Genomic DNA, 17884 nt, shown 5'->3' on the forward strand with positions numbered 1-17884 from the left:
CTCACCCCGATTTCGAGAAGGCGTTCAGGTTCGACTGTAGTCCCGCTGCGAGTTCGGATTTTCGCTGCAATCGTGCGTGCGACACCGGCAACCGGGTCGCGACCTCCGAGACCGCCTCGTGGAACGTCTCCGCCTCGCCGTACTCGCCGTCGAAGGCGTTGCGGACGCTCTCGCGAACCTGCCAGACGCCGACCGGCGCCCAGTAGTCGTCGCTCACTTCCCGCAAGACGAGACACTTCGCTTGGCGGCCGATCGACTCGAGGTACTCGAGGACCCCCAATCGAGCGGCGTAGTAGGCGCCAGCGGTCTCTTCGACGTAGCTCGAGCGCCCTTCGTATCCCTCCGACGCACTCGCCATCCAGACGTCGTCTTCGGGATCCGGGTTCCAGATACTGCCCGGCGCTTTCATCTCGACGAGTTCGAACTCCCAGGTACCGGGCGCGAGGACGATCCAGTAGCGGTTCCCGACGTACTCGTTGGCCCAGACCTGCACCTCGTCGATACTCGATGCGTTCCGTATGCGCCCGCGCAGGTAGGTTCCGATCGTGTCGTCGACCGCGGTGATCGACCATCGTGTCGGGACGAGTCGGCGCTGTTTCGCCTCGCCGAGCGCGCCCGCAGAAAGGATCGAATTGATGTCGTAGACGTCGAAGCCGCGTCGATAGAGGTAGGTCATCGCCCCCTGGGCCTGCCAATCGTCGTCCTCCAAGGTTTTCTTGATCGGACGGGGAACGTACGGGTTCTCCCGCAGCTCCGCGTTCCGAGCGCTGGCGCGGGGACCGCGCGGGGTCGCGACGTCCGTTCCGGTATCCAGCCCGAGATCCGGCGTGTCGTCCAGTCCGATTTCGAGGTCCACGGGTCGATCGGCGATGGCGACCTCGCGCTGGACGCCGACGAACCCGTCCCAGGCGTCGTGGACGGACGGCGCGAGTCGGCTCGCGATGCTCGGCGAATCGACGTTCGCGCGCTTGCTCGAGTTCAGGAGCCCGGTCCGCCGCTGGAGGACGTCGTCGATCGCGTACCCCTGCTGGTACCACTCTCCGTCGGTGACGTACTCCGCCGCGGCGTCTTCGTCGCCGACCGGAGAGAGCAACCCGACCGGGATGTCCGGGTAGTTCGACCGCCCGACGAAGATCGACGGCGAGGTCGAACCGACGAGGGTGTCGCCGCTCAGCGCATCGTCGAACCGGCGCTCGAACTCCGCGAGATGATCCGTGATCGCGTAGGACTTCTCCTTGGCGAGTTGGCGGCGCTTTGCCTCCTCGTCGGGCTCTAAGTCCTCGATGTAGTCGTCGAGGCGCATTCGTCCGAAGTTGGGTCGGCACGGCTTTGAATGTTGAGTTCGAGGCGGGCGCTATCGTCCCGGTTTCGGCCCGGGCGGGACGTAAACAGCCGGTCGGCTGAGGAATTCGTTCGACGAGGGAACCGACCGACGGAGATGTCAGAGGCAGAGGCCCGGTCGGCGGTAACCTACCGGACCTCATCCGCCAATTCACGCCGGATCGATAAGTACCCGACAGCGCGTTTTCAGAGTCGGAAAACGGTGGTCGAAACGTCGGCATCTCGGCCGAGAGCCGCGTTGTCCCACCCGGCTGGACCGCGTTGTCCCACCCGATCGGATCGATTCGTCGCCCGTTCGAAGACGGTGGTGCGGCGACCGGGAGCGAACGGCCGCTGTCGAACGGCTCGAGAAAGACAACCGTTAAAAACGGCGGGCGGGAAGTGGTGCGTATGAGTACGACCGACGACCGAGAGACGCGCTCCTGCGTCTCTTGCGGACTCAATATCGCGGGCACGAACGCCGCCGCGTTCAAGTGTCCAGAATGCGGCCAGCAGGTCTATCGCTGCGCCAAGTGCCGCAAGCAAAGCAACCTCTACGAATGCCCCGATTGCGGTTTCACGGGACCATAAGTTCACCATGGGAAAAGTCGCTGCCAAAATCAAGGTCATGCCGGACAGCCCCGAGATCGACCTCGACGCGCTTCAGGAGCGCCTCGAGAGCGCCCTGCCGGAGGGGGCGAAGATCAACGGCGTCGAGCGCGAGGAAGTCGCGTTCGGTCTCGTCGCCCTCTACCCGACCGTTATCGTACCGGACGGTGCGGGCGGCACGGAGACGGTCGAGGAGAATTTCACCGACGTCGACGGCGTCGAAAGCGTCGGCGTCGAAAACGTCGGTCGAATCTAACGACGGCCGGTCTCGTTTTTCGCCGATTCACGTCCCTCACGAGCCGGTCGTCTCGCGTCCGGCATTCCCGTCCCGGACGCCTTTCGTCGCAGGAGCCCGTCGTGGCCGATGGACGCCCGAACAGTGTTCGCCTGGGGACTTATTCGGTCGCGGGACGGACGACTATCTCCGAGCGAGGCTGATCGATCGCGGCTCGGGGCCCCACTCGGCGGTGATCTTCGTCGGGGTTCTGGGTGGCACCTCCCTCCTCGGATCGGTCGATCTGTTCGTCGGCCCGCTGCTCATCGGGTTCGCGCTGACGGCCATCGAAGTACCCGGTGATCACTACGACGTGATCCGGGGACCCACGAGATGACCGAAAAACCGACGACCGCCGGTTAGCTCTGATTCTGCTCTCGATTCGCGCCGAGATCTGCCTGAGAAACGATCTCCGCCCCGACGGGCGAGAGATCGACGGTCACGTCCTCGGTGACGGCCTTGCTGATCTCGTCTAAGTTGCCCGCGAGCACGGTCAACACGTCGTCCGGGTTCGCGTACAGGAGCATGTTCCCGTCCTGTCCCTCCGCGACGAGTTGCGTGTCGTTCAGGACGATCTGATTGTTCTGAATCGTCGCCGACACGACCGGTAGCGCCGCCGGTTTCCCCGGCTCGTCGTCTCTGACCCGTCGAATGTGCACCTCCTCGAGATCGATGACCTCCTTGTGTTTCTTGATCTGTTCGGCGCAGTCGACCATATCGTTGAGAAGGGCCGTTCGTTTCTCGTTGCCGTGATCGCCGTCGAGACAGTGCTGACAGACGCGGAGTTCGAGACGCATTGACCGCCGATTGGAGATGGAGACCGATGAGAATTCCGCTTCCACACCCGGCGAGGCGCGGCGCCGAACTCTCCTCGAGTTGTCGGTTCGACGCCGGATACCGCGCTCACTCGCGCAACCGGTCGTGAATGTCCCGAATGCGCTCGGTCCCGCGGTCGACGTAGCCGCCGTGAAAGCACAGCGTGTGATCGACGTCGAGTGCTCCGAGCGCGGCGACCGACTCGGCCGCGCGGTCCATCTCCGGCGTGAAATGGGGTTTGGGCCCCGCGAGCGGCTCGTCGCCGTCTGCAACGAGTGCGTCGCCAGCGATCAACAGATTTCCGTCCGGGAAGTAAAGCGAAATATGACCCGGTGAATGTCCGGGCGTCGCGACGACCTCCATCGGACCCGCGAGCGTCGAGATCCGAACGCCGTCCGCGAGTTCGAGGTCGACTTCGACGGGCGGGTAGCGGTCCCCGTCACCCTTTATCGGGTCGCGCTCGCCGGAGAGGTACGGGACCTCGTCGCGGTGGCACGCGACGACCGCGTCGACTCGTTCGAGCAGTTCGGCGAGGCCTGCGGCGTGGTCTCCGTCGTGGTGCGTGAGAGCAACCAGCCAGACGTCCTCGAGTTCGTACCCCAGATTTCGGAGGTGAGTCTCGAGCGTCTCGACGGCGCCACGAGGACCGACGTCGAGGAGTACCAGCCCGCGCGCCGTCTCCGTAACTGTCGGGGTGATCGTGATCTCTCGACCGCCGTAGTCGACCGTGATCGGCAACGCGTGGACACCAACGCTTCCTTGCATGCAGCGGCCATTCGATGCCAGCACGATAGAGTTGTCCGTCTCTCGGCACGCACTCGTGACTCGGACTGCCATCGGGCGCCCTCCCTTCGTCGCAATCATGAACAATTATACAAGTTTATTACCGCCGAATTGCAGATTCAATGTGATGAGGAACAAGTTTGAAGTTTCAACTCGCGATGCTGATACTACCCCCCTTGCTGCCGTTCGACAACAGGACCTCCCTGACACGGTTCTGCCGTTGATCGAGTCGTACGACGAGATCGCTGCTGACAGGGATCGGTTCCTCTGGCAGTGGCTCTATCACCTTTTTCCGACGTTCAGGTTTTCGTGTGTCCAGGACGAACGCGGTCGCACCGTCCGCGACGCGAAATTGGTCGCGACGATATTCGCCGTCGTCGCTGACGACGTCGCGGAACAACACGCCGATCGCGCGACGTTCGACGAACTGACCGCGATTCCGTTCGACCACCGGCGTTCGAACCCGGATCGCGACGACGTCGACGGCGACGTTATTCGGTTTTTATCGGACGTCTGGGAACAGTTCACCGCGCTCTACGACAGCGGCCCCCGATCCGCGGAATTCGAGGACCTGTTGCTGTTCGATCTCAAGCAGGTGTTTCAGGCGGTCGAATACTCGTACCTCGCGAACGATTACCCCGGTCTGGTCTCGGAACGCGAACTCTGGCGGTACGACGCGTACAACATGCTGATCTTCGTGTACGCCGATATCGACCTCGCGAACGCCCCGTCGTTCGACTCGAGCGAGTTGTCGCTGCTCCGGCAGGTGTGTGACCGGACGCAGCGAATGGCGCGCATCGGTAACTGGATTTCGACCTGGAAGCGAGAACTCGCCGAGGGCGACTGTAGTTCCGGCGTCGTCGTCCACGCGTTGGAAAACGACATCGTCTCTCACGAGACGATACGGACGATCAGGAGAAACCGGACCGACGCCGTAGTCCGTCCCGTCATCGAATCGATCGAGGAATCCGACGTCGTCGACCGGTTCCTGCAATGTTGGCGAGCAGAATACGAGAAGGCAATGCAGTTCGAGTCGGCGATCGACAGCATCGATGTCGGAACGTATCTCGATGGATTCGAACGAATACTGGACTACCACATCTCGAGCGAGGGGCACAAGTGACGGTCGCGTCGTAACGGGTTCGTAACCGGAGTCGATTCCCGGACGGGCGGTTCGACGTGGGTCGGTTCGGTTTTCGACGTCGTAGCCGCGGCTATCGGTGTCGTCGTTCACCGAGGACCGTGACGGAGACAGAGACGCCGTCCCGCTATACAGCGCCTTCCGAATTCAGAGACTGTGTACTCCTCGGCCCGTCTCCTTTCGGTGTGGCGAAAGCGGAGGCGTTCACCGACGGCCTCGACCGCGTTGACCTGGACGGACATCCACCGGTCGGATAGCGTTGCCTGGCCGCTTCGGTATGATCTCATTTCGGGGCCGAACGGGACCAGCATCACGTTTCCGGTCGGATCTGCCGGCGGAGCGGTCGCGAGGAGCGGACGACCGTAATGTCCACCTAGATGATTCTCCACCGCTCATAACTTTACCACCTCGTAACACGTGGCCGGGTATGGTTGGGTCGCTATCACAACACGAAGAGGCCGACTCCGTCAGTGCAGGAACCGAGGACTCGAACCCAATCCAGTTCACGTACGATACGTACGAGGAGCTCCTGGTCCAGCTGCGATCACGGGGATACGAATTCACGTCGTACGATGGCTCCGTCACCGACGGCGAGGTTTTGTTGCGCCACGACGTGGACTGGTCGCCCCAGCGGGCGACGAAGATCGCGGAAATCGAGGCCGACGCCGGTGTCTCCGCGACCTACTTCTTCTTGCTCTCCTCGCCGTTTTACAACGCGTTGTACGAGGAGAATCGAGACGCCATCGATCGAATCACCTCACTGGGGCACGACGTCGGCTTGCACTTCAGCACTCACCAGTACTGGTCGTCGGAACCCGCGGACGAGGATCTCGTTGCAGCCGTCGATCGCGAGCGCGACATCCTCTCGTCGGTGGTCGACGAACCGATCGACGTCGTCTCGTTCCATATCCCGCCGGATTGGGTGCTGAAACGGAGCTACGACGGGTTCGTGAGCACCTACGAGAAACGGTTCTTCACGTCGATCGCGTACCGGGGAGACTCGAACCAGCGGTGGCGTGATTCGCCGCCGTTTGCCGACGGGTTTCCCGGGCGACTACAGATCCTCGTCCACCCGGGGCTGTGGGCCGAATCCGATCAAATGTTCGCCGAGCGGTTGTACCGCGAACGTGACGACCGACATCTGGCGATCAGTGAATTCCTCAATTATCAATTCATCGAGGACGGCGTGAGTAGATCGTAAAACGATAGCTTTGAACGAAAGACATACTTCGACCCACCGATCGAAAAATGGAACATACACAACTCGAACCTGAAGACGAACCGATCCGCGAGCCGCGGATCGTATTCGCCAGCTGTACGGACGCCGGATTCGACCTCTTTCGGTACGTCCACGAGGAACTCGCCGAAGTGACCGAACTCGTTTCGCTGACGCCCGAACAGGGCGAGCGGAACGGCGTCTGCAGTTACTACGATCACGCCGAGTACGCCGCGGAGCAGGACATTTCGGTCTACTATCCCCAGACCTACGGAATGGACGAGCGGGACGTCGATCACTTCGTCACCCTCGACGCCGATCTCTTGCTCGTACACGGCTGGCAGCGGCTCATCCCCGGGGACGTCCTCGAGTCGTTCACGCGCGGAGCGCTCGGCCTGCACGGGTCGGCCTTTGGATTGCCGAAAGGGCGGGGCCGGTCGCCGATGAACTGGTCGCTCATCGAAGACCTCGACAGGTTTCTCCTCTCGGTGATGCACCTGGACGAGGGGGCCGACTCCGGTGACGTCGTCGCAACGCAGAAGTTCGACATCAATCGTCACGACGACATCCAGTCGCTATATCATAAGCTCGTCATGACCGGTCAACAACTATTCGACGAAATACTCGACGACGTCCTGGCTGGAACCGCAGAACTCGAGGTTCAAACGGCTGAACCAACCTATTACCCGAAGCGGAATCCCGAGGACGGTGCTATCCACTGGGAGGATTCGACGAGAACGATCTACAACCTCGTTCGGGCCGTCGCACGTCCCTATCCGGGGGCGTTCACCGAACACGACGGAACGCGCGTTACCATCTGGGACGCCCAGCCGTTCTCTGCGGATCTACTGCTCGACGAGCGCCCCGGCACGGTCGTTCAGGTCTTCCAGGCGAGCCAGCAGTTCGTCGTCAAGACGAGCGACGGCACGCTGCTCGTCACCGACTGGGAGGGGGAAAATTGGGACCCAGAGCGAGGGATGGTCCTCGAGTCGCTCACGAACGAGCTATCGGATAGCCCGAACCGGATCGATCGGCCGGAACACGAGGACTCGTTGACGCGGTAGTCGTGCGGGCAGCGGACCGATCCTCGAGCGGATCTCGTCGAGCGGATCATCCCGAATACGTGTGTTTTATAACCGTCACCGGATAATCCGGTCGTACGACCATGCCGAAGTCTAATGGCCCTCGTCAGGGAACTCGGAAGAAGCTCGCGAACAAACCTCGAGATCGCGGTACGTCGCCGCCGCAGCGGGCGATTCAGGAGTACGAGACCGGTGAGAAAGTACATCTGAAAATCGACCCGAGCGTACCGGACGGTCGCTTCCACCCTCGATTCGACGGGCGAACCGGCGAAGTCGTCGGGAAACAGGGGAGCGCGTTCAAGGTACAGATCAACGACGGCGGGAAGGACAAAACGCTGCTCGTGACCGCAGCACACCTTCGCGCGCAGAATCAGGAAAAATCCCGGATCTAACTCAGGGATGACGATCTTCAAAGAGATCGTCGACGAGGAGTTCCTGACGGTCTCGGAAACGAAGGAGCTGCTCGCCGACATCGAAGCCGAACGCGCGTTGGACGAGGATCGCGAGCTGCGCTACGAACTCGCGCGAGCCATCGAACACGCAAACCGGTTTGCCGTCCTGGAACCCGCCGATGCCCAGCAACTCGTCGACGACTTGCAGGCTCTCGAGAAGGTGGACGAGCCCACCGCCTACAAAATCGCGAACCTGCTGCCGCGGGATCGGGACGAGCTCCGGTCGGTGTACGCACAGCAGCGATATACCCTGTCGGGAGACGAACTGGACGAAATCCTCAACGTCGTCGCGCAGTACGTCTGAGATCACCAGCCGTCCGGTTCACGGAGCGAATCAGCGGTCGAACGCTATCGTTGCGCTCCGTCCAGCCGTCTGATAGCGGGCCGACTCTTTAAGTACGACGTCGCCGTATCGGGATTCAATGAGCGAAGCCGATGGCGACGAGACGGACGTTCGGCGTGCGGTCGTGTTGGATTACCTCGCACACGGACTGTCGGAAGACGGCCGACCACAGTACGCGAAGTCACCGGCAGGCTACGCTGTTGGTATTGAGGACTTTCAGCTCTACCAGGTCGCGTTCGATGAGGACGAACGGCTCACGATCGGGAGCGAGGTGGTCGTCGAACCGCCCGCGGAGCGGGACGTCGTTACCGAGGCACATCGTGTCGAATACGACGATCTCTCCTCCGGCGCGCAGTCGGAACTCGAGTACGTCGTCGCCGATCTCGTCGAGGACGACGAGCAGCGATTCGTCGACTTCTACAACGACGCCCAGCCGATAACGCTTCGACTCCACCAGCTCAACCTGTTGCCGGGAATCGGGAAGAAGCTCCGAAACGGCATTCTCGACGAGCGCAAGCGCAAACCCTTCGAGAGCTTCGAGGAACTGTCCGAACGGGTCTCCGGGCTCCACGACCCCGACCAGATCCTCGTCGATCGTATCCTAGAGGAGTTGCGCGACGACGACCTGAAGTATCAGACGTTCGTCGGCCGTCGAGAGCAACAACAGGGCCAGAACTAGGCGCCGCTCCAGAACGAACGGTACTCGCCGGCGCGAGTGTCGTTCTTCGGGTCAGTCGTTATTTTGTCGTATTCGTTTCACCTGCTCGGCGGGCTCGTCGACGGGCCCACGTCTCGTTCGTCGTCCAGTGGGCGACGTCGTCGAAACGCGACTGTGACGACCGCCGGGCTCTCGGCCGACCCGCGAGACGGTGCGTTTACACCTGCCCCGTTCATAGCGGCGACAATGAGAGATCCAGACGGGTTAATCGCCCGAGCGGGCGTTCGGGGCGATCCGGACCGCGACCAGCACTTCCTCGTCGACGATCGCGTGCTGGACCGGTTGCCGACCTATCTCGAGGAGATCGACGCCGACACGAGCCAGCTGCTCGAGATCGGCGGTGGGACGGGCGCACTGACGGATCGACTGCTCGCAGTCGCAGACCACGTGACCGTCGTCGAGCGTGATCCAGCCCTCGCCAACTTTCTACGCGAGGAGTTCGCCGCCGAGATCGACGCCGGTGACCTGACGGTGATCGAGGGTGACGCCTTGGCCGTCGACCTTCCGGACTTTTCGGCGTCGGTGTCGAACCTCCCGTACGGCGTCTCGAGCGAGATCGCGTTCCGGCTGTTTCCGGAAACGCGTCCGCTCGTGTTGATGTTCCAGCGCGAGTTCGCCGAGCGGATGGTCGCCGAGCCCGGAACGAGCGAGTACGGTCGACTGTCGGTCTCGAGTCAGCATTACGCTGACGTCGAACTCGTCGAGTCGGTGCCCAAAGAGGCGTTCTCGCCGCCGCCGGCGGTCCAGAGCGCGGTGGTACGTGCGATTCCGCGCGAGCCGGACTACCACGTCGACGACGAAGCGTTTTTCCTGCGATTCGTCAAAGCGCTGTTTACCCAGCGCCGGAAGACGATCCGCAACGCGATCCGGAATACGGCGCACATCTCCGGGCTCGCGGATCCGGACGCGGTCGTCGATGCGGCCGAGGACGCCGTTCTACGGAAGCGGGCCGGTGCGATGGCGCCGGCAGAGTTCGCGGCGTTGGCCCAACTCGCGATGGAGGTCGGTGATCCAGGTGCCGACTGATCCAGAACGGCGGTTCGACCGGGCCCCCCGAGTTCGGTCGGACGGCCCCTATCGGAGGGCCGATCCGTCCGGGACGACCGACGAATATTCAAAGCTGCGCGAACGACTCGCCGGTGGGACGAACGTATGGCCGGATTACTGACGGGACTCGACTGGTTGTCGGAGGCGATTCCGTCGACGCCTCTCAAGGTCGCGGTCTCTCTCGCTGCAGTGGCGGTCGTGATCGTGGTTCTCCTCTCCTATCGTCGATTCTACTCGTGGGTTTGCGAACGGTCGAAGCCGTTGTACGCCGACATCGTTTCGATGACCCTCCTCATCGGGGTCTGTCTGGCGTGTCTCGGAATCGTCACGGGAGTCTGGGGACGTGTGGAGGAAGTACAGCAACTGTTCACGACTCTCGATCTCGGTAGCGATGCCGTCCCCCGCGCGATCTTTTCGTTTCTCATGCTGGTCGTGACGATGATCGTTACCCGATTCGTCCGACGAGTGATCGAGGAAATCTTTGGCTCGTCGTCCGCCGTGACGGCACACCAGCGAAAGATTACCCACCGTCTCTCGCAGGTCATCATCTGGTCCGTTTCGCTCGTCGTCGTACTGGGCGTCTGGATCGACGACCTCGGGAGCCTGCTCGTCGGGGCCGGCTTCCTCGGGATCATCGTCGGCATGGCCGCTCGTCAGACGCTCGGGACGATGCTGTCGGGCTTCGTGTTGATGTTCGCCCGGCCGTTCGAGATCGGTGACTGGATCGAGGTTGAAGACGACGAAGGCGTCGTCACCGACATCTCGATCGTCAACACGCAACTCCGATCGTTCGACGGGGAGTACATCATGATCCCCAACGACGTCATTGCCTCGAGCATGGTTACCAACCGCTCGAGACGCGGTCGCCTGCGCCTCGAGATAGAGGTCGGCGTCGATTACGCGACCGACATCGATCGGGCGATCGGCCTCGCGGAGGACGCGATCGACGACGTCGAGCAGGCGATGTCCGCGCCGTCGCCGCAAGTCGTGACCAGATCGTTCGGCGACTCGGCGGTCGTCCTCGCCGCCCGTTTCTGGATCGACAAACCGAGCGCCAGGCGCTACTGGCAGGCGCGAACGGCCGCGATTAGCGCAATCAAGCGAGCGTACGAGGCCGAGGACATCACGATCCCGTTCCCACAGCGCGAACTCTCGGGTCGGAGCGAGACCGGCGGGTTGCAGGTCGCCGACGAACGGCGGTCGACGACGTCGGAACAGGCCGCTGAAACGGGCCAGTCGGGCGATACCGACGGTAACGAGAGCGTCCAGGAACATCGGATGACAACGCCGGAGGAGAACTGAATGGGGCTCGAGAACAGACGCGAGGAGGGGCCCGACGTCTACCAGCCCGCCGAGGACTCCGCGTTGCTGGCCGAGGCGGTCCGTGATCGACTGACGACTGCGGAACTCGTGCTCGAAGTTGGAACCGGGTCGGGTTTCGTGGCCGAGCGGATCAGCGACGAGACGAACGCACGAGTGATCGCGTCCGACCTGAATCCGCACGCGGTGCGTCAGGCCCGCGGTGGCGGTGTCGAGACGGTGCGGGCGGATCTGGTCGCTCCGTTTCGCGACGAGACGTTCGACGCGGTGGTGTTTAATCCGCCGTATCTCCCGACCGATCCCGACAACGAGTGGGACGACTGGATGGAACGGGCGCTGTCGGGCGGGGAAACCGGTCGCGCCGTCATCGATCCGTTTCTCGAGACGGTCGGTCGCGTCCTCGCCCCGGATGGGGTCGTCTACCTGCTCGTTAGCAGCCTCACGGGCGTCGACGAGGTCGTCGAGCGCGCCGGCGACGAGGGCTTCAGTGCCGTGGCTGTGGCAGACGAGTCGTTTCCCTTCGAGACGTTGACCGTACTCGAGTTACTCCGGTGACCGGCGCACGCGAGCACGCGTCGCGAAACGACCTCGGTCGCTACGACGTCGTAACCGACGAGACGGTTCGAAACGGCCGAATTCGGCGCCCCCTCCCGATGGAATTACTACAGTGTATTAGTTCGGATGGAAAATATTAAGCGTCGGTATAGCCTAGCCGGAACCACGATGACTGAGTACGTTTCGACCACGCCGGGGCTGTATCCGCTCCCGGACTGGGCGAAAGACGACCTCTCGGACCTCAAAGGACATCAGAAACACGACCTCGTCAGCGGCGACGAGGGCGATGCGATCACCGCGGCCTACGATGCAGCCCGCGAGGAAGTGATCGAGGTCCAACAGGAGGCCGGACTCGACCGCATCGTCGAGGGCCAACTGCGGTGGGACGACATGCTCGCACACCCGCTCGCGGTCCACGAGGCGGTCGAAACGCGTGGGATCGTCCGCTACTACGACAACAATAACTTCTACCGCGAACCGGTCGTCGAAGGAGAACTCGGATTCTCCGGCGACGTCGCCTCGGAACTCGAGTCGGCCGCCGAACTGACCGACGACCTGCAGGCGGTCCTCCCCGGCCCGTACTCGCTTGCGGATCTCGCCACGGACGACCACTACGGGGACGAGGCCGAATTCCTCGACGCGATCGCCGATTTCCTCGCCGACGAGGTGGAGGCGTTCCCGGCCCACGAGACGTTGTTCCTGCTCGAGCCCTCGCTCGTCGAGAACGCCCCGGGTGACGGCCGAGACGAGCGAGCGAGCGAGGCGATCGATCGGGTCGCGAACGCGACCGACGCGGACGTCGTCGTCCAGCCCTACTGGGGGGCACTCGAGGAGAAAGTCTACGCCCACTTGCTCGATGCGGACATCGATGCGGTCGGGTTCGACTTCGTCGCGAACCAGGACGACAACGTCTACAACATCCAGGAGTACGGCGCAACCGACGACGCGTCCCTCGGCCTCGCGGACGGCCAGAACACGCTCGTCGAGGATCCCGAGGCGATCCGCGACCGGGTCGATTGGGTCCACAACCAGCTCCAGGTGACCGAGTTCGAGACGATCTACCTCACTACCAACACCGAAACGTTCTACCTGCCCTACGGCAAGTACGTCGAGAAACTCGAGGTCCTTGCCGAAGCCGCGGATCTCGCGGAGGTGACCGCCGCATGAGCGCAAACGAGAACAAAGATCAATTCCGACCGGACGACCACGAGAACGACCACTTCCTGCTGACGACCGTCGTCGGTTCCTATCCCAAACCCAAGTGGCTCAACCGAGCGAAGGAACTCTACGAAGACGACGACGCCGATTTCGACGAGGAGAACTGGCAAGAAGCCAAAGACGACGCGGCCCGCCTCATCACGGGCGAACACGAACGGGCCGGCCTGGACGTCGTCGTCGACGGCGAGATGCGCCGCACCGAGATGGTCGAATTCTTCGCCCATCGAATCGAGGGCTACGAGTTCAACGGACCGGTCAAGGTCTGGGGCCACAACTACTTCGACAAGCCGAGCGTCGTCAGCGAAGTCGAGTACGACGAGAGCTGGCTCGTCGACGAGTACGAGTTCACCGCGGCCGCTACCGACCGACCGGTCAAAGTCCCCATTACGGGACCCTACACCCTCGCGAACTGGTCGTTCAACGAAGCCTACGACGACGAGGAGGAACTCGCGTACGACCTGGCCGACCTCGTCAACGAGGAGATCGAGAAACTCGTCGACGCCGGGGCTCGTTACATTCAGATCGACGAACCCGCGCTCGCGACCACGCCGGACGACCACGCCATCGTCGGCGAGGCGCTCGAGCGCATCGTCGCCGATATCCCCGAGGAAGTCCGAATCGGACTCCACGTCTGTTACGGCGACTACTCTCGAATCTACCCCGAAATCCTCGAGTTCCCGGTCGACGAGTTCGACCTCGAACTCGCGAACGGCGACTACGACCAGCTCGACGTCTTCAAAGATCCCTCGTTCACGAAGGATCTCGCGCTCGGCGTCTGCGACGTTCACGTCGCCGAGGTCGAGTCCGTCGAGCAGATCGAGGACAACATCAAGAAGGGCCTCGAAGTCGTCCCGCCCGAACAGCTCGTCGTCTCGCCCGACTGCGGCGTGAAGCTGCTTCCCCGCGACGTCGCCTTCGGCAAGATGAAGAACATGGTGCAGGCGGCCCGAAACGTCGAGGCGGACCTCGACGCGGGCGAGATCGATATCGAACGCGGGACGCCGACGCCGGCGGACGACTGACGTCGTCCTCGGTATCGTAATCGGATTTCGTTTCCGACGAGATCGATCGTAACGGTCGTGTTCCCCGCGGTGAATCGGACCGTACGACGCGTGTGCGAAAGCCTGAATGGCGAGTGAAAGCGGGGACCTGCCGCGTCCATCGCACCGAAAATCAGTCGTACGTGAACAGCCGCACGTCGCAATCGGGACACACCAATTTCTCCGACGGCGTCGATCCCGGTGGGGTCACCTCGCCGCAGCAGGTCGTTCGTGAGACGGTCAGTTCGCCGTCGCAGCGTGGACACCGCTCGAGGAGCGACCGTAACGGCCGGCCGGCCACACGGCGAACGTCCGCGTCGTCGATCCAGGCCCGAAGCGCGCGGGTGGCGGCGAGTTCAGCGACGACGACGGCTTCGTCGATCGAGACGCTGTGACCGGCCTCGACTTCGAGACGAACGGTCGTCGCGCGCCCACGCCAATCTCGACCGACGTGCGCATCGACCGACGCGTCCGTCAGCGCGTCCGCTTCGTCGGCGAGCCCCTCGAGGTCCAGGTCCCGGAGGCGGGTCATCTCTCGGCGCCACTCGGCTCGAAACGCGTCCTCGAGGAAGAACTCCTCGCCGTCGGGGACGACGATGCCCGCCTCGAGCAGCGCGGAGACGACGGCGTCGCCCGTCGGTCCGGCCGTCTCGCCGTCCCCGCCGGTCGCCAGCCCGGAGTCCGGTAGCGGTCCGTCGTCCCGGTCCGTGTGATCACCGTAGACGCCGAAATCGAACGGAACCACGGCGAGCAGTCGTGGGGCGAACCCGGGCGTGTAGGGCACGAGGTAGCCCCGTAGCCAGATCGCGACCGCACCGACGAGGGCGACCCCAGCGGCCACTCCCCGGCGACCGGCTATCGTCAGGATCGCGACGCCGATCGACAGCACGACCCCGTTAGTAACTGTACACGGCCAACACCGGTTGGCGCCGGTGTATTCCGCTCGTCGAATCCGCTGTCCGAAGCCGACCATGGGAGTTGGTTTCTGTTCATCCATCATGAATATGACCGCCACAGACACACTTATTTACAACGGGTGTAATAATCAGTTGGAATGATGACTACCGGAACAGATAGTGGCCCACTATCGCCCCGCTCCGGTCGCGTTCAGTTCGTCCGTCGGTGGCAGACACGAGTGGACTCGCGAAAACGAGCTGAAACGATCCTCGAGCGACAGCGGGTGAGACGCGATGGACGGTGACCAACTGGTCGAAATCCTCGAGGATGCGGGTCTCTCGCCGTATCAGGCGGACGCGTTCGTCACGCTGCTTGGGCTCGGATCGGCGTCGGCGACCGACATCGCACAGGCCAGCGACGTCCCCGATCCGCGGATCTACGACGTGTTGCGGGGGTTAGAAGAGAAGGGGTACATCGAAACGTACGAGCAGGACAGCCTCCACGCCCGCGCACACGATCCGGCGGACGTACTCGCCGACCTTCGGTCGCGGGCGAACAGATTCGAAACGGCGGCCGACGAAATCGAGGACCGATGGAGTCGGCCGGACATCGAAGAGCACAAGGTCAGCATCGTCAAGCGACTCGACACCGTACTGACCCGAGCCGACGAGTTGATCCGCTCGGCGACGAATCAGGTGCAGATCGGACTGACCCCGGCGCAGTTTGACGACCTTTCGGACGCGCTTCGGACGGCCCACGAGTCGGGCGTCGACGTCAAGGTCTGTCTGTTCCCGATGACGACTTCGAAACCGGACATTCCGTCCGCCGAGGTGCTGGCCAGCACCTGTACCGAAGCGCGGTACCGCACCCTCCCGTCACCTTTCGTGGCGCTCGTCGACCGTTCGTGGACCTGCTTTTCGCCACACGGCGACTCGACGAACGAGTACGGCGTCATCGTCAACGACCGAACGCATACGTACGTCTTCCACTGGTACTTCCTGACCTGCCTCTGGGAGATTCACGACGTCATCTACTCGGCCCGAGACACCGATCCACCGATCACGTACGTGGATCTCCGGCAGTGTCTCCAGGACGTCGAACCGCTGCTCGGTGACGGGGCGAAGATAGAGGCCACCGTTCACGGGTTCGAAACGGATACGGGCCGCGAGATAACGCGTCGAGGGACGATTACAGACGTCACGTACGCGGGCCACGCGACGAACGACGTCCAGGAGACGCCGCTTTTCCACCTCGCGGGAAAGGCCTCGCTGACGCTCGAGACCGACGACGGGACGTACACCGTCGGCGGCTGGGGGGCGATGCTCGAGGACTACGAGGCGACGCGAATTACGATCGAATCGATAGACTGACCGCTCGCGATTTCGTTTCGGTCGATTCGGTGCAGTTCTGACGTCTTTCGTGACCGTTCCGATCAGTGCTACCGATCGAGTAGCGGCCGTTTCGCCACACAGCGGACGACTTCTCCGAGAAGTACCGGCAATTATGACAGATGTGAAGTGATTAACAACGGCTGTTGTACTCGATCCATTAATTATATAATGAGTGAATGTCATACACCGTTATATGGGTGAGAGGCACTCGCACGGGAAGGCCGGTATCGACTCGAGCGTTTCGCGGCGAACGTTCGTCAAAGCAGCAGGTGCAAGCGGGACCGCGGTCGGTCTCGCGGGGTGTATTTACGGCAGTTCCTCGTCGGAAGGTGCTGTCGTCTGGGGGATCGGCCCGAACGTAGTGGAGGCGGTCGGAGACGAGGTCGTCGACCTCCTGACCGAAAACGGCGCGGACGGGGTCGACATCGAGCTCCAGCCCGGTGACGAAGACACGGGCGCCCGACGGGACACGTACACGAATCTGTTACAGGCTGGCGAAACGCAGCCAGACCTCTTGTTGATGGACAACGGCTGGGTGAACGTCTTCATCCAGCGCGGTCACATCGCGAACCTGAGCGACGAACTCGACGATTCCGACCTGTCGACGATACAGGACGAATACTTCGAGTCCTTTACAGCGACGGCTCGTGATCCCGGCTCCGGCGATCTGTTCGGGGTCCCGATCTTCCCCGACTACCCGACGATGCAGTATCGCAAGGACTACGCGCGTGCGGCCGGCTACGGCGAGTCCGACTTCGAAACGTGGGCCACCGAGCCGATGACCTGGCAGGAGTGGGCCGAGATTACCCAGGAGATCGTCGCCGCCTCCGACGCGAGCTACGGGCTCGCGACCCAGTGGGACACGTACGAGGGAACGTCCTGCTGTACCTGGAACGAGGTCATGTCCTCGTTCGGCGGCGCGTACTTCGGCGGGCGCGACAACCTCTTCGGGCCGGTCGGCGATCGACCGGTGACCGTCGACGAACCGGAATTCGTCGAGGGACTCAAAATGATGCGGACGTTCGTCGCCGACGAACACGGCGAGCACACGCTCGAAGAGTACCCCACCGGAATCGCCACCCCGGACATCACCTCGTGGGCGGAAGAGGACGCCCGCAAGGCTATCCTCGACGGAAAGGCCGCGATGCAACGCAACTGGCCGTACGCGATCAGTATGAACGTCGATACGGCGGACGGTGCGCTCCCGGTCGAGGACTACGGCGCGATGCCGATTCCCTACGGGGTTACCAAAGACGATGCGAATCAGCCCGGAACCGGTGGCAGTACGTCCGCCCTGGGCGGCTGGCACGTCACCCTCAACCCGAACTCCCAGAACAAGGAGGACGCACTCGAGGTGATCCGCGCCGCGATGACCGACGAGTTCAACCTCGGAATGTTCGAACTCTACGGTTGGGTCCCGCCGAAACCGGCGCTGTTCGAGACGGAGAAGGCTGCACAGGTCGAGCCGATGGGGAACTACATGGAGACGCTCCGCGTCGCCGGTGAGAACGCGATGCCGCGTCCGGTGACGACGGTCTGGCCGAACGAGTCCACGCTCATCGCCGAGGAGGTAAACGGGGCGGTGGCCGGCGACAAGAGCCCCGATGCCGCGGCCGCGGATCTTCAGACCGGGCTGGAAGAGATCGAAGAGCAAGCATAAGG

The 17884-nt window shown here is 62.8% G+C and carries 20 protein-coding genes; 16 read left to right on the top strand and 4 right to left on the bottom strand.

The genetic code is table 11. The features are described from left to right. Position 1: 1 nt before the first annotated feature. Positions 2 to 1303 (bottom strand): DNA repair protein NreA, encoded by a 1302-nt coding sequence (gene nreA, locus NJT13_RS02045; RefSeq protein WP_254523827.1) that lies wholly within the window; start codon positions 1301 to 1303, stop codon positions 2 to 4. A 428-nt stretch (positions 1304 to 1731) separates the two neighbouring features. Here nreA and NJT13_RS02050 point away from each other — a divergent pair, with 428 nt between their 5' ends. The 3 genes from NJT13_RS02050 (at position 1732) to NJT13_RS02060 (ending at position 2540) form a co-directional block, all read left to right on the top strand. Next, positions 1732 to 1911, top strand: coding sequence for an HVO_2753 family zinc finger protein (locus NJT13_RS02050; protein WP_254523828.1), 180 nt, complete (start codon positions 1732 to 1734; stop codon positions 1909 to 1911). A gap of 7 nt (positions 1912 to 1918) precedes the next feature. Then, positions 1919 to 2185 (top strand): elongation factor 1-beta, encoded by a 267-nt coding sequence (locus NJT13_RS02055; protein ID WP_254523829.1) that lies wholly within the window; start codon positions 1919 to 1921, stop codon positions 2183 to 2185. Between the two features lie 211 nt (positions 2186 to 2396). Then, a complete protein-coding gene (locus NJT13_RS02060) occupies positions 2397 to 2540 on the top strand; it encodes a hypothetical protein (protein WP_254523830.1) in 144 nt (47 codons plus the stop codon). A gap of 22 nt (positions 2541 to 2562) precedes the next feature. Here NJT13_RS02060 and NJT13_RS02065 read toward each other — a convergent pair whose 3' ends face one another. Both NJT13_RS02065 and NJT13_RS02070 read right to left on the bottom strand, forming a co-directional pair. Further along, a complete protein-coding gene (locus NJT13_RS02065; RefSeq protein WP_254523831.1) occupies positions 2563 to 3000 on the bottom strand; it encodes a hypothetical protein in 438 nt (145 codons plus the stop codon). A 106-nt stretch (positions 3001 to 3106) separates the two neighbouring features. Next, positions 3107 to 3784 carry an MBL fold metallo-hydrolase gene (locus tag NJT13_RS02070; protein WP_254523832.1) on the bottom strand — a complete coding sequence of 226 codons (678 nt, stop codon included), beginning with the start codon at positions 3782 to 3784 and terminating at the stop codon, positions 3107 to 3109. 145 nt (positions 3785 to 3929) lie between these two features. Here NJT13_RS02070 and NJT13_RS02075 point away from each other — a divergent pair, with 145 nt between their 5' ends. The 11 genes from NJT13_RS02075 to NJT13_RS02125 all read left to right on the top strand — a co-directional run bounded on the left by NJT13_RS02075 (position 3930) and on the right by NJT13_RS02125 (position 13916). Continuing rightward, positions 3930 to 4925, top strand: coding sequence for a hypothetical protein (locus tag NJT13_RS02075; protein WP_254523833.1), 996 nt, complete (start codon positions 3930 to 3932; stop codon positions 4923 to 4925). Positions 4926 to 5370: 445 nt separating this feature from the next. Beyond that, a complete protein-coding gene (locus NJT13_RS02080; RefSeq protein ID WP_254523834.1) occupies positions 5371 to 6144 on the top strand; it encodes a polysaccharide deacetylase family protein in 774 nt (257 codons plus the stop codon). Positions 6145 to 6191: 47 nt separating this feature from the next. Then, positions 6192 to 7223: a methionyl-tRNA formyltransferase gene (locus tag NJT13_RS02085; protein WP_254523835.1), complete on the top strand. Its 1032-nt coding sequence runs from the start codon at positions 6192 to 6194 to the stop codon at positions 7221 to 7223. A 101-nt stretch (positions 7224 to 7324) separates the two neighbouring features. Then, the gene (locus NJT13_RS02090) at positions 7325 to 7633 is read left to right on the top strand and encodes a 50S ribosomal protein L21e (protein ID WP_254523836.1); all 309 of its coding nucleotides are present in this window, start codon (positions 7325 to 7327) and stop codon (positions 7631 to 7633) included. A 7-nt stretch (positions 7634 to 7640) separates the two neighbouring features. Beyond that, positions 7641 to 7997 (top strand): RNA polymerase Rpb4 family protein, encoded by a 357-nt coding sequence (locus NJT13_RS02095; protein ID WP_254523837.1) that lies wholly within the window; start codon positions 7641 to 7643, stop codon positions 7995 to 7997. Positions 7998 to 8115: 118 nt separating this feature from the next. Further along, positions 8116 to 8715 carry a DUF655 domain-containing protein gene (locus tag NJT13_RS02100; protein ID WP_254523838.1) on the top strand — a complete coding sequence of 200 codons (600 nt, stop codon included), beginning with the start codon at positions 8116 to 8118 and terminating at the stop codon, positions 8713 to 8715. A 225-nt stretch (positions 8716 to 8940) separates the two neighbouring features. Further along, positions 8941 to 9780, top strand: coding sequence for a 16S ribosomal RNA methyltransferase A (locus NJT13_RS02105; RefSeq protein WP_254523839.1), 840 nt, complete (start codon positions 8941 to 8943; stop codon positions 9778 to 9780). Positions 9781 to 9906: 126 nt separating this feature from the next. Beyond that, the gene (locus NJT13_RS02110) at positions 9907 to 11103 is read left to right on the top strand and encodes a mechanosensitive ion channel family protein (protein WP_254523840.1); all 1197 of its coding nucleotides are present in this window, start codon (positions 9907 to 9909) and stop codon (positions 11101 to 11103) included. Continuing rightward, positions 11104 to 11676, top strand: a complete 573-nt coding sequence (locus tag NJT13_RS02115; protein WP_254523841.1) for a HemK2/MTQ2 family protein methyltransferase — start codon at positions 11104 to 11106, stop codon at positions 11674 to 11676. Positions 11677 to 11844: 168 nt separating this feature from the next. Then, positions 11845 to 12843, top strand: coding sequence for a 5-methyltetrahydropteroyltriglutamate--homocysteine methyltransferase (locus NJT13_RS02120; RefSeq protein WP_254523842.1), 999 nt, complete (start codon positions 11845 to 11847; stop codon positions 12841 to 12843). Then, positions 12840 to 13916 (top strand): methionine synthase, encoded by a 1077-nt coding sequence (locus NJT13_RS02125; RefSeq protein WP_254523843.1) that lies wholly within the window; start codon positions 12840 to 12842, stop codon positions 13914 to 13916. Before NJT13_RS02120 ends, NJT13_RS02125 begins: the two co-directional genes overlap by 4 nt. A gap of 151 nt (positions 13917 to 14067) precedes the next feature. On the opposite strand, the gene NJT13_RS02130 is transcribed toward NJT13_RS02125, so the two are convergent. Then, positions 14068 to 14934: a DUF8054 domain-containing protein gene (locus NJT13_RS02130; RefSeq protein WP_254523844.1), complete on the bottom strand. Its 867-nt coding sequence runs from the start codon at positions 14932 to 14934 to the stop codon at positions 14068 to 14070. Positions 14935 to 15124: 190 nt separating this feature from the next. Here NJT13_RS02130 and NJT13_RS02135 point away from each other — a divergent pair, with 190 nt between their 5' ends. Both NJT13_RS02135 and NJT13_RS02140 read left to right on the top strand, forming a co-directional pair. Continuing rightward, positions 15125 to 16201: a TrmB family transcriptional regulator gene (locus NJT13_RS02135; RefSeq protein ID WP_254523845.1), complete on the top strand. Its 1077-nt coding sequence runs from the start codon at positions 15125 to 15127 to the stop codon at positions 16199 to 16201. A gap of 214 nt (positions 16202 to 16415) precedes the next feature. Next, positions 16416 to 17882: a substrate-binding domain-containing protein gene (locus tag NJT13_RS02140; RefSeq protein WP_254523846.1), complete on the top strand. Its 1467-nt coding sequence runs from the start codon at positions 16416 to 16418 to the stop codon at positions 17880 to 17882. The last annotated feature ends 2 nt before the right edge of the window (positions 17883 to 17884 follow it).

It is taken from the genome of Natrinema caseinilyticum (genome assembly GCF_024227435.1).
GTDB classification, from domain to species: Archaea; Halobacteriota; Halobacteria; order Halobacteriales; family Natrialbaceae; genus Natrinema; species Natrinema caseinilyticum.

Excerpts from the sequence above, each read along its gene's own strand:
- NJT13_RS02125 (WP_254523843.1), top strand. The coding sequence starts at position 12,840 with ATGAGCGCAAACGAGAACAAAGATCAATTCCGACCGGACGACCACGAG.
- nreA (WP_254523827.1), bottom strand. The coding sequence starts at position 1,303 with ATGCGCCTCGACGACTACATCGAGGACTTAGAGCCCGACGAGGAGGCA.
- NJT13_RS02100 (WP_254523838.1), top strand. The coding sequence starts at position 8,116 with ATGAGCGAAGCCGATGGCGACGAGACGGACGTTCGGCGTGCGGTCGTG.
- NJT13_RS02080 (WP_254523834.1), top strand. The coding sequence starts at position 5,371 with ATGGTTGGGTCGCTATCACAACACGAAGAGGCCGACTCCGTCAGTGCA.
- NJT13_RS02135 (WP_254523845.1), top strand. The coding sequence starts at position 15,125 with ATGGACGGTGACCAACTGGTCGAAATCCTCGAGGATGCGGGTCTCTCG.
- NJT13_RS02065 (WP_254523831.1), bottom strand. The coding sequence starts at position 3,000 with ATGCGTCTCGAACTCCGCGTCTGTCAGCACTGTCTCGACGGCGATCAC.
- NJT13_RS02090 (WP_254523836.1), top strand. The coding sequence starts at position 7,325 with ATGCCGAAGTCTAATGGCCCTCGTCAGGGAACTCGGAAGAAGCTCGCG.
- NJT13_RS02050 (WP_254523828.1), top strand. The coding sequence starts at position 1,732 with ATGAGTACGACCGACGACCGAGAGACGCGCTCCTGCGTCTCTTGCGGA.
- NJT13_RS02075 (WP_254523833.1), top strand. The coding sequence starts at position 3,930 with ATGAGGAACAAGTTTGAAGTTTCAACTCGCGATGCTGATACTACCCCC.
- NJT13_RS02095 (WP_254523837.1), top strand. The coding sequence starts at position 7,641 with ATGACGATCTTCAAAGAGATCGTCGACGAGGAGTTCCTGACGGTCTCG.
- NJT13_RS02085 (WP_254523835.1), top strand. The coding sequence starts at position 6,192 with ATGGAACATACACAACTCGAACCTGAAGACGAACCGATCCGCGAGCCG.
- NJT13_RS02070 (WP_254523832.1), bottom strand. The coding sequence starts at position 3,784 with ATGCAAGGAAGCGTTGGTGTCCACGCGTTGCCGATCACGGTCGACTAC.
- NJT13_RS02130 (WP_254523844.1), bottom strand. The coding sequence starts at position 14,934 with ATGATGGATGAACAGAAACCAACTCCCATGGTCGGCTTCGGACAGCGG.
- NJT13_RS02055 (WP_254523829.1), top strand. The coding sequence starts at position 1,919 with ATGGGAAAAGTCGCTGCCAAAATCAAGGTCATGCCGGACAGCCCCGAG.
- NJT13_RS02110 (WP_254523840.1), top strand. The coding sequence starts at position 9,907 with ATGGCCGGATTACTGACGGGACTCGACTGGTTGTCGGAGGCGATTCCG.
- NJT13_RS02115 (WP_254523841.1), top strand. The coding sequence starts at position 11,104 with ATGGGGCTCGAGAACAGACGCGAGGAGGGGCCCGACGTCTACCAGCCC.
- NJT13_RS02120 (WP_254523842.1), top strand. The coding sequence starts at position 11,845 with ATGACTGAGTACGTTTCGACCACGCCGGGGCTGTATCCGCTCCCGGAC.
- NJT13_RS02140 (WP_254523846.1), top strand. The coding sequence starts at position 16,416 with ATGGGTGAGAGGCACTCGCACGGGAAGGCCGGTATCGACTCGAGCGTT.
- NJT13_RS02105 (WP_254523839.1), top strand. The coding sequence starts at position 8,941 with ATGAGAGATCCAGACGGGTTAATCGCCCGAGCGGGCGTTCGGGGCGAT.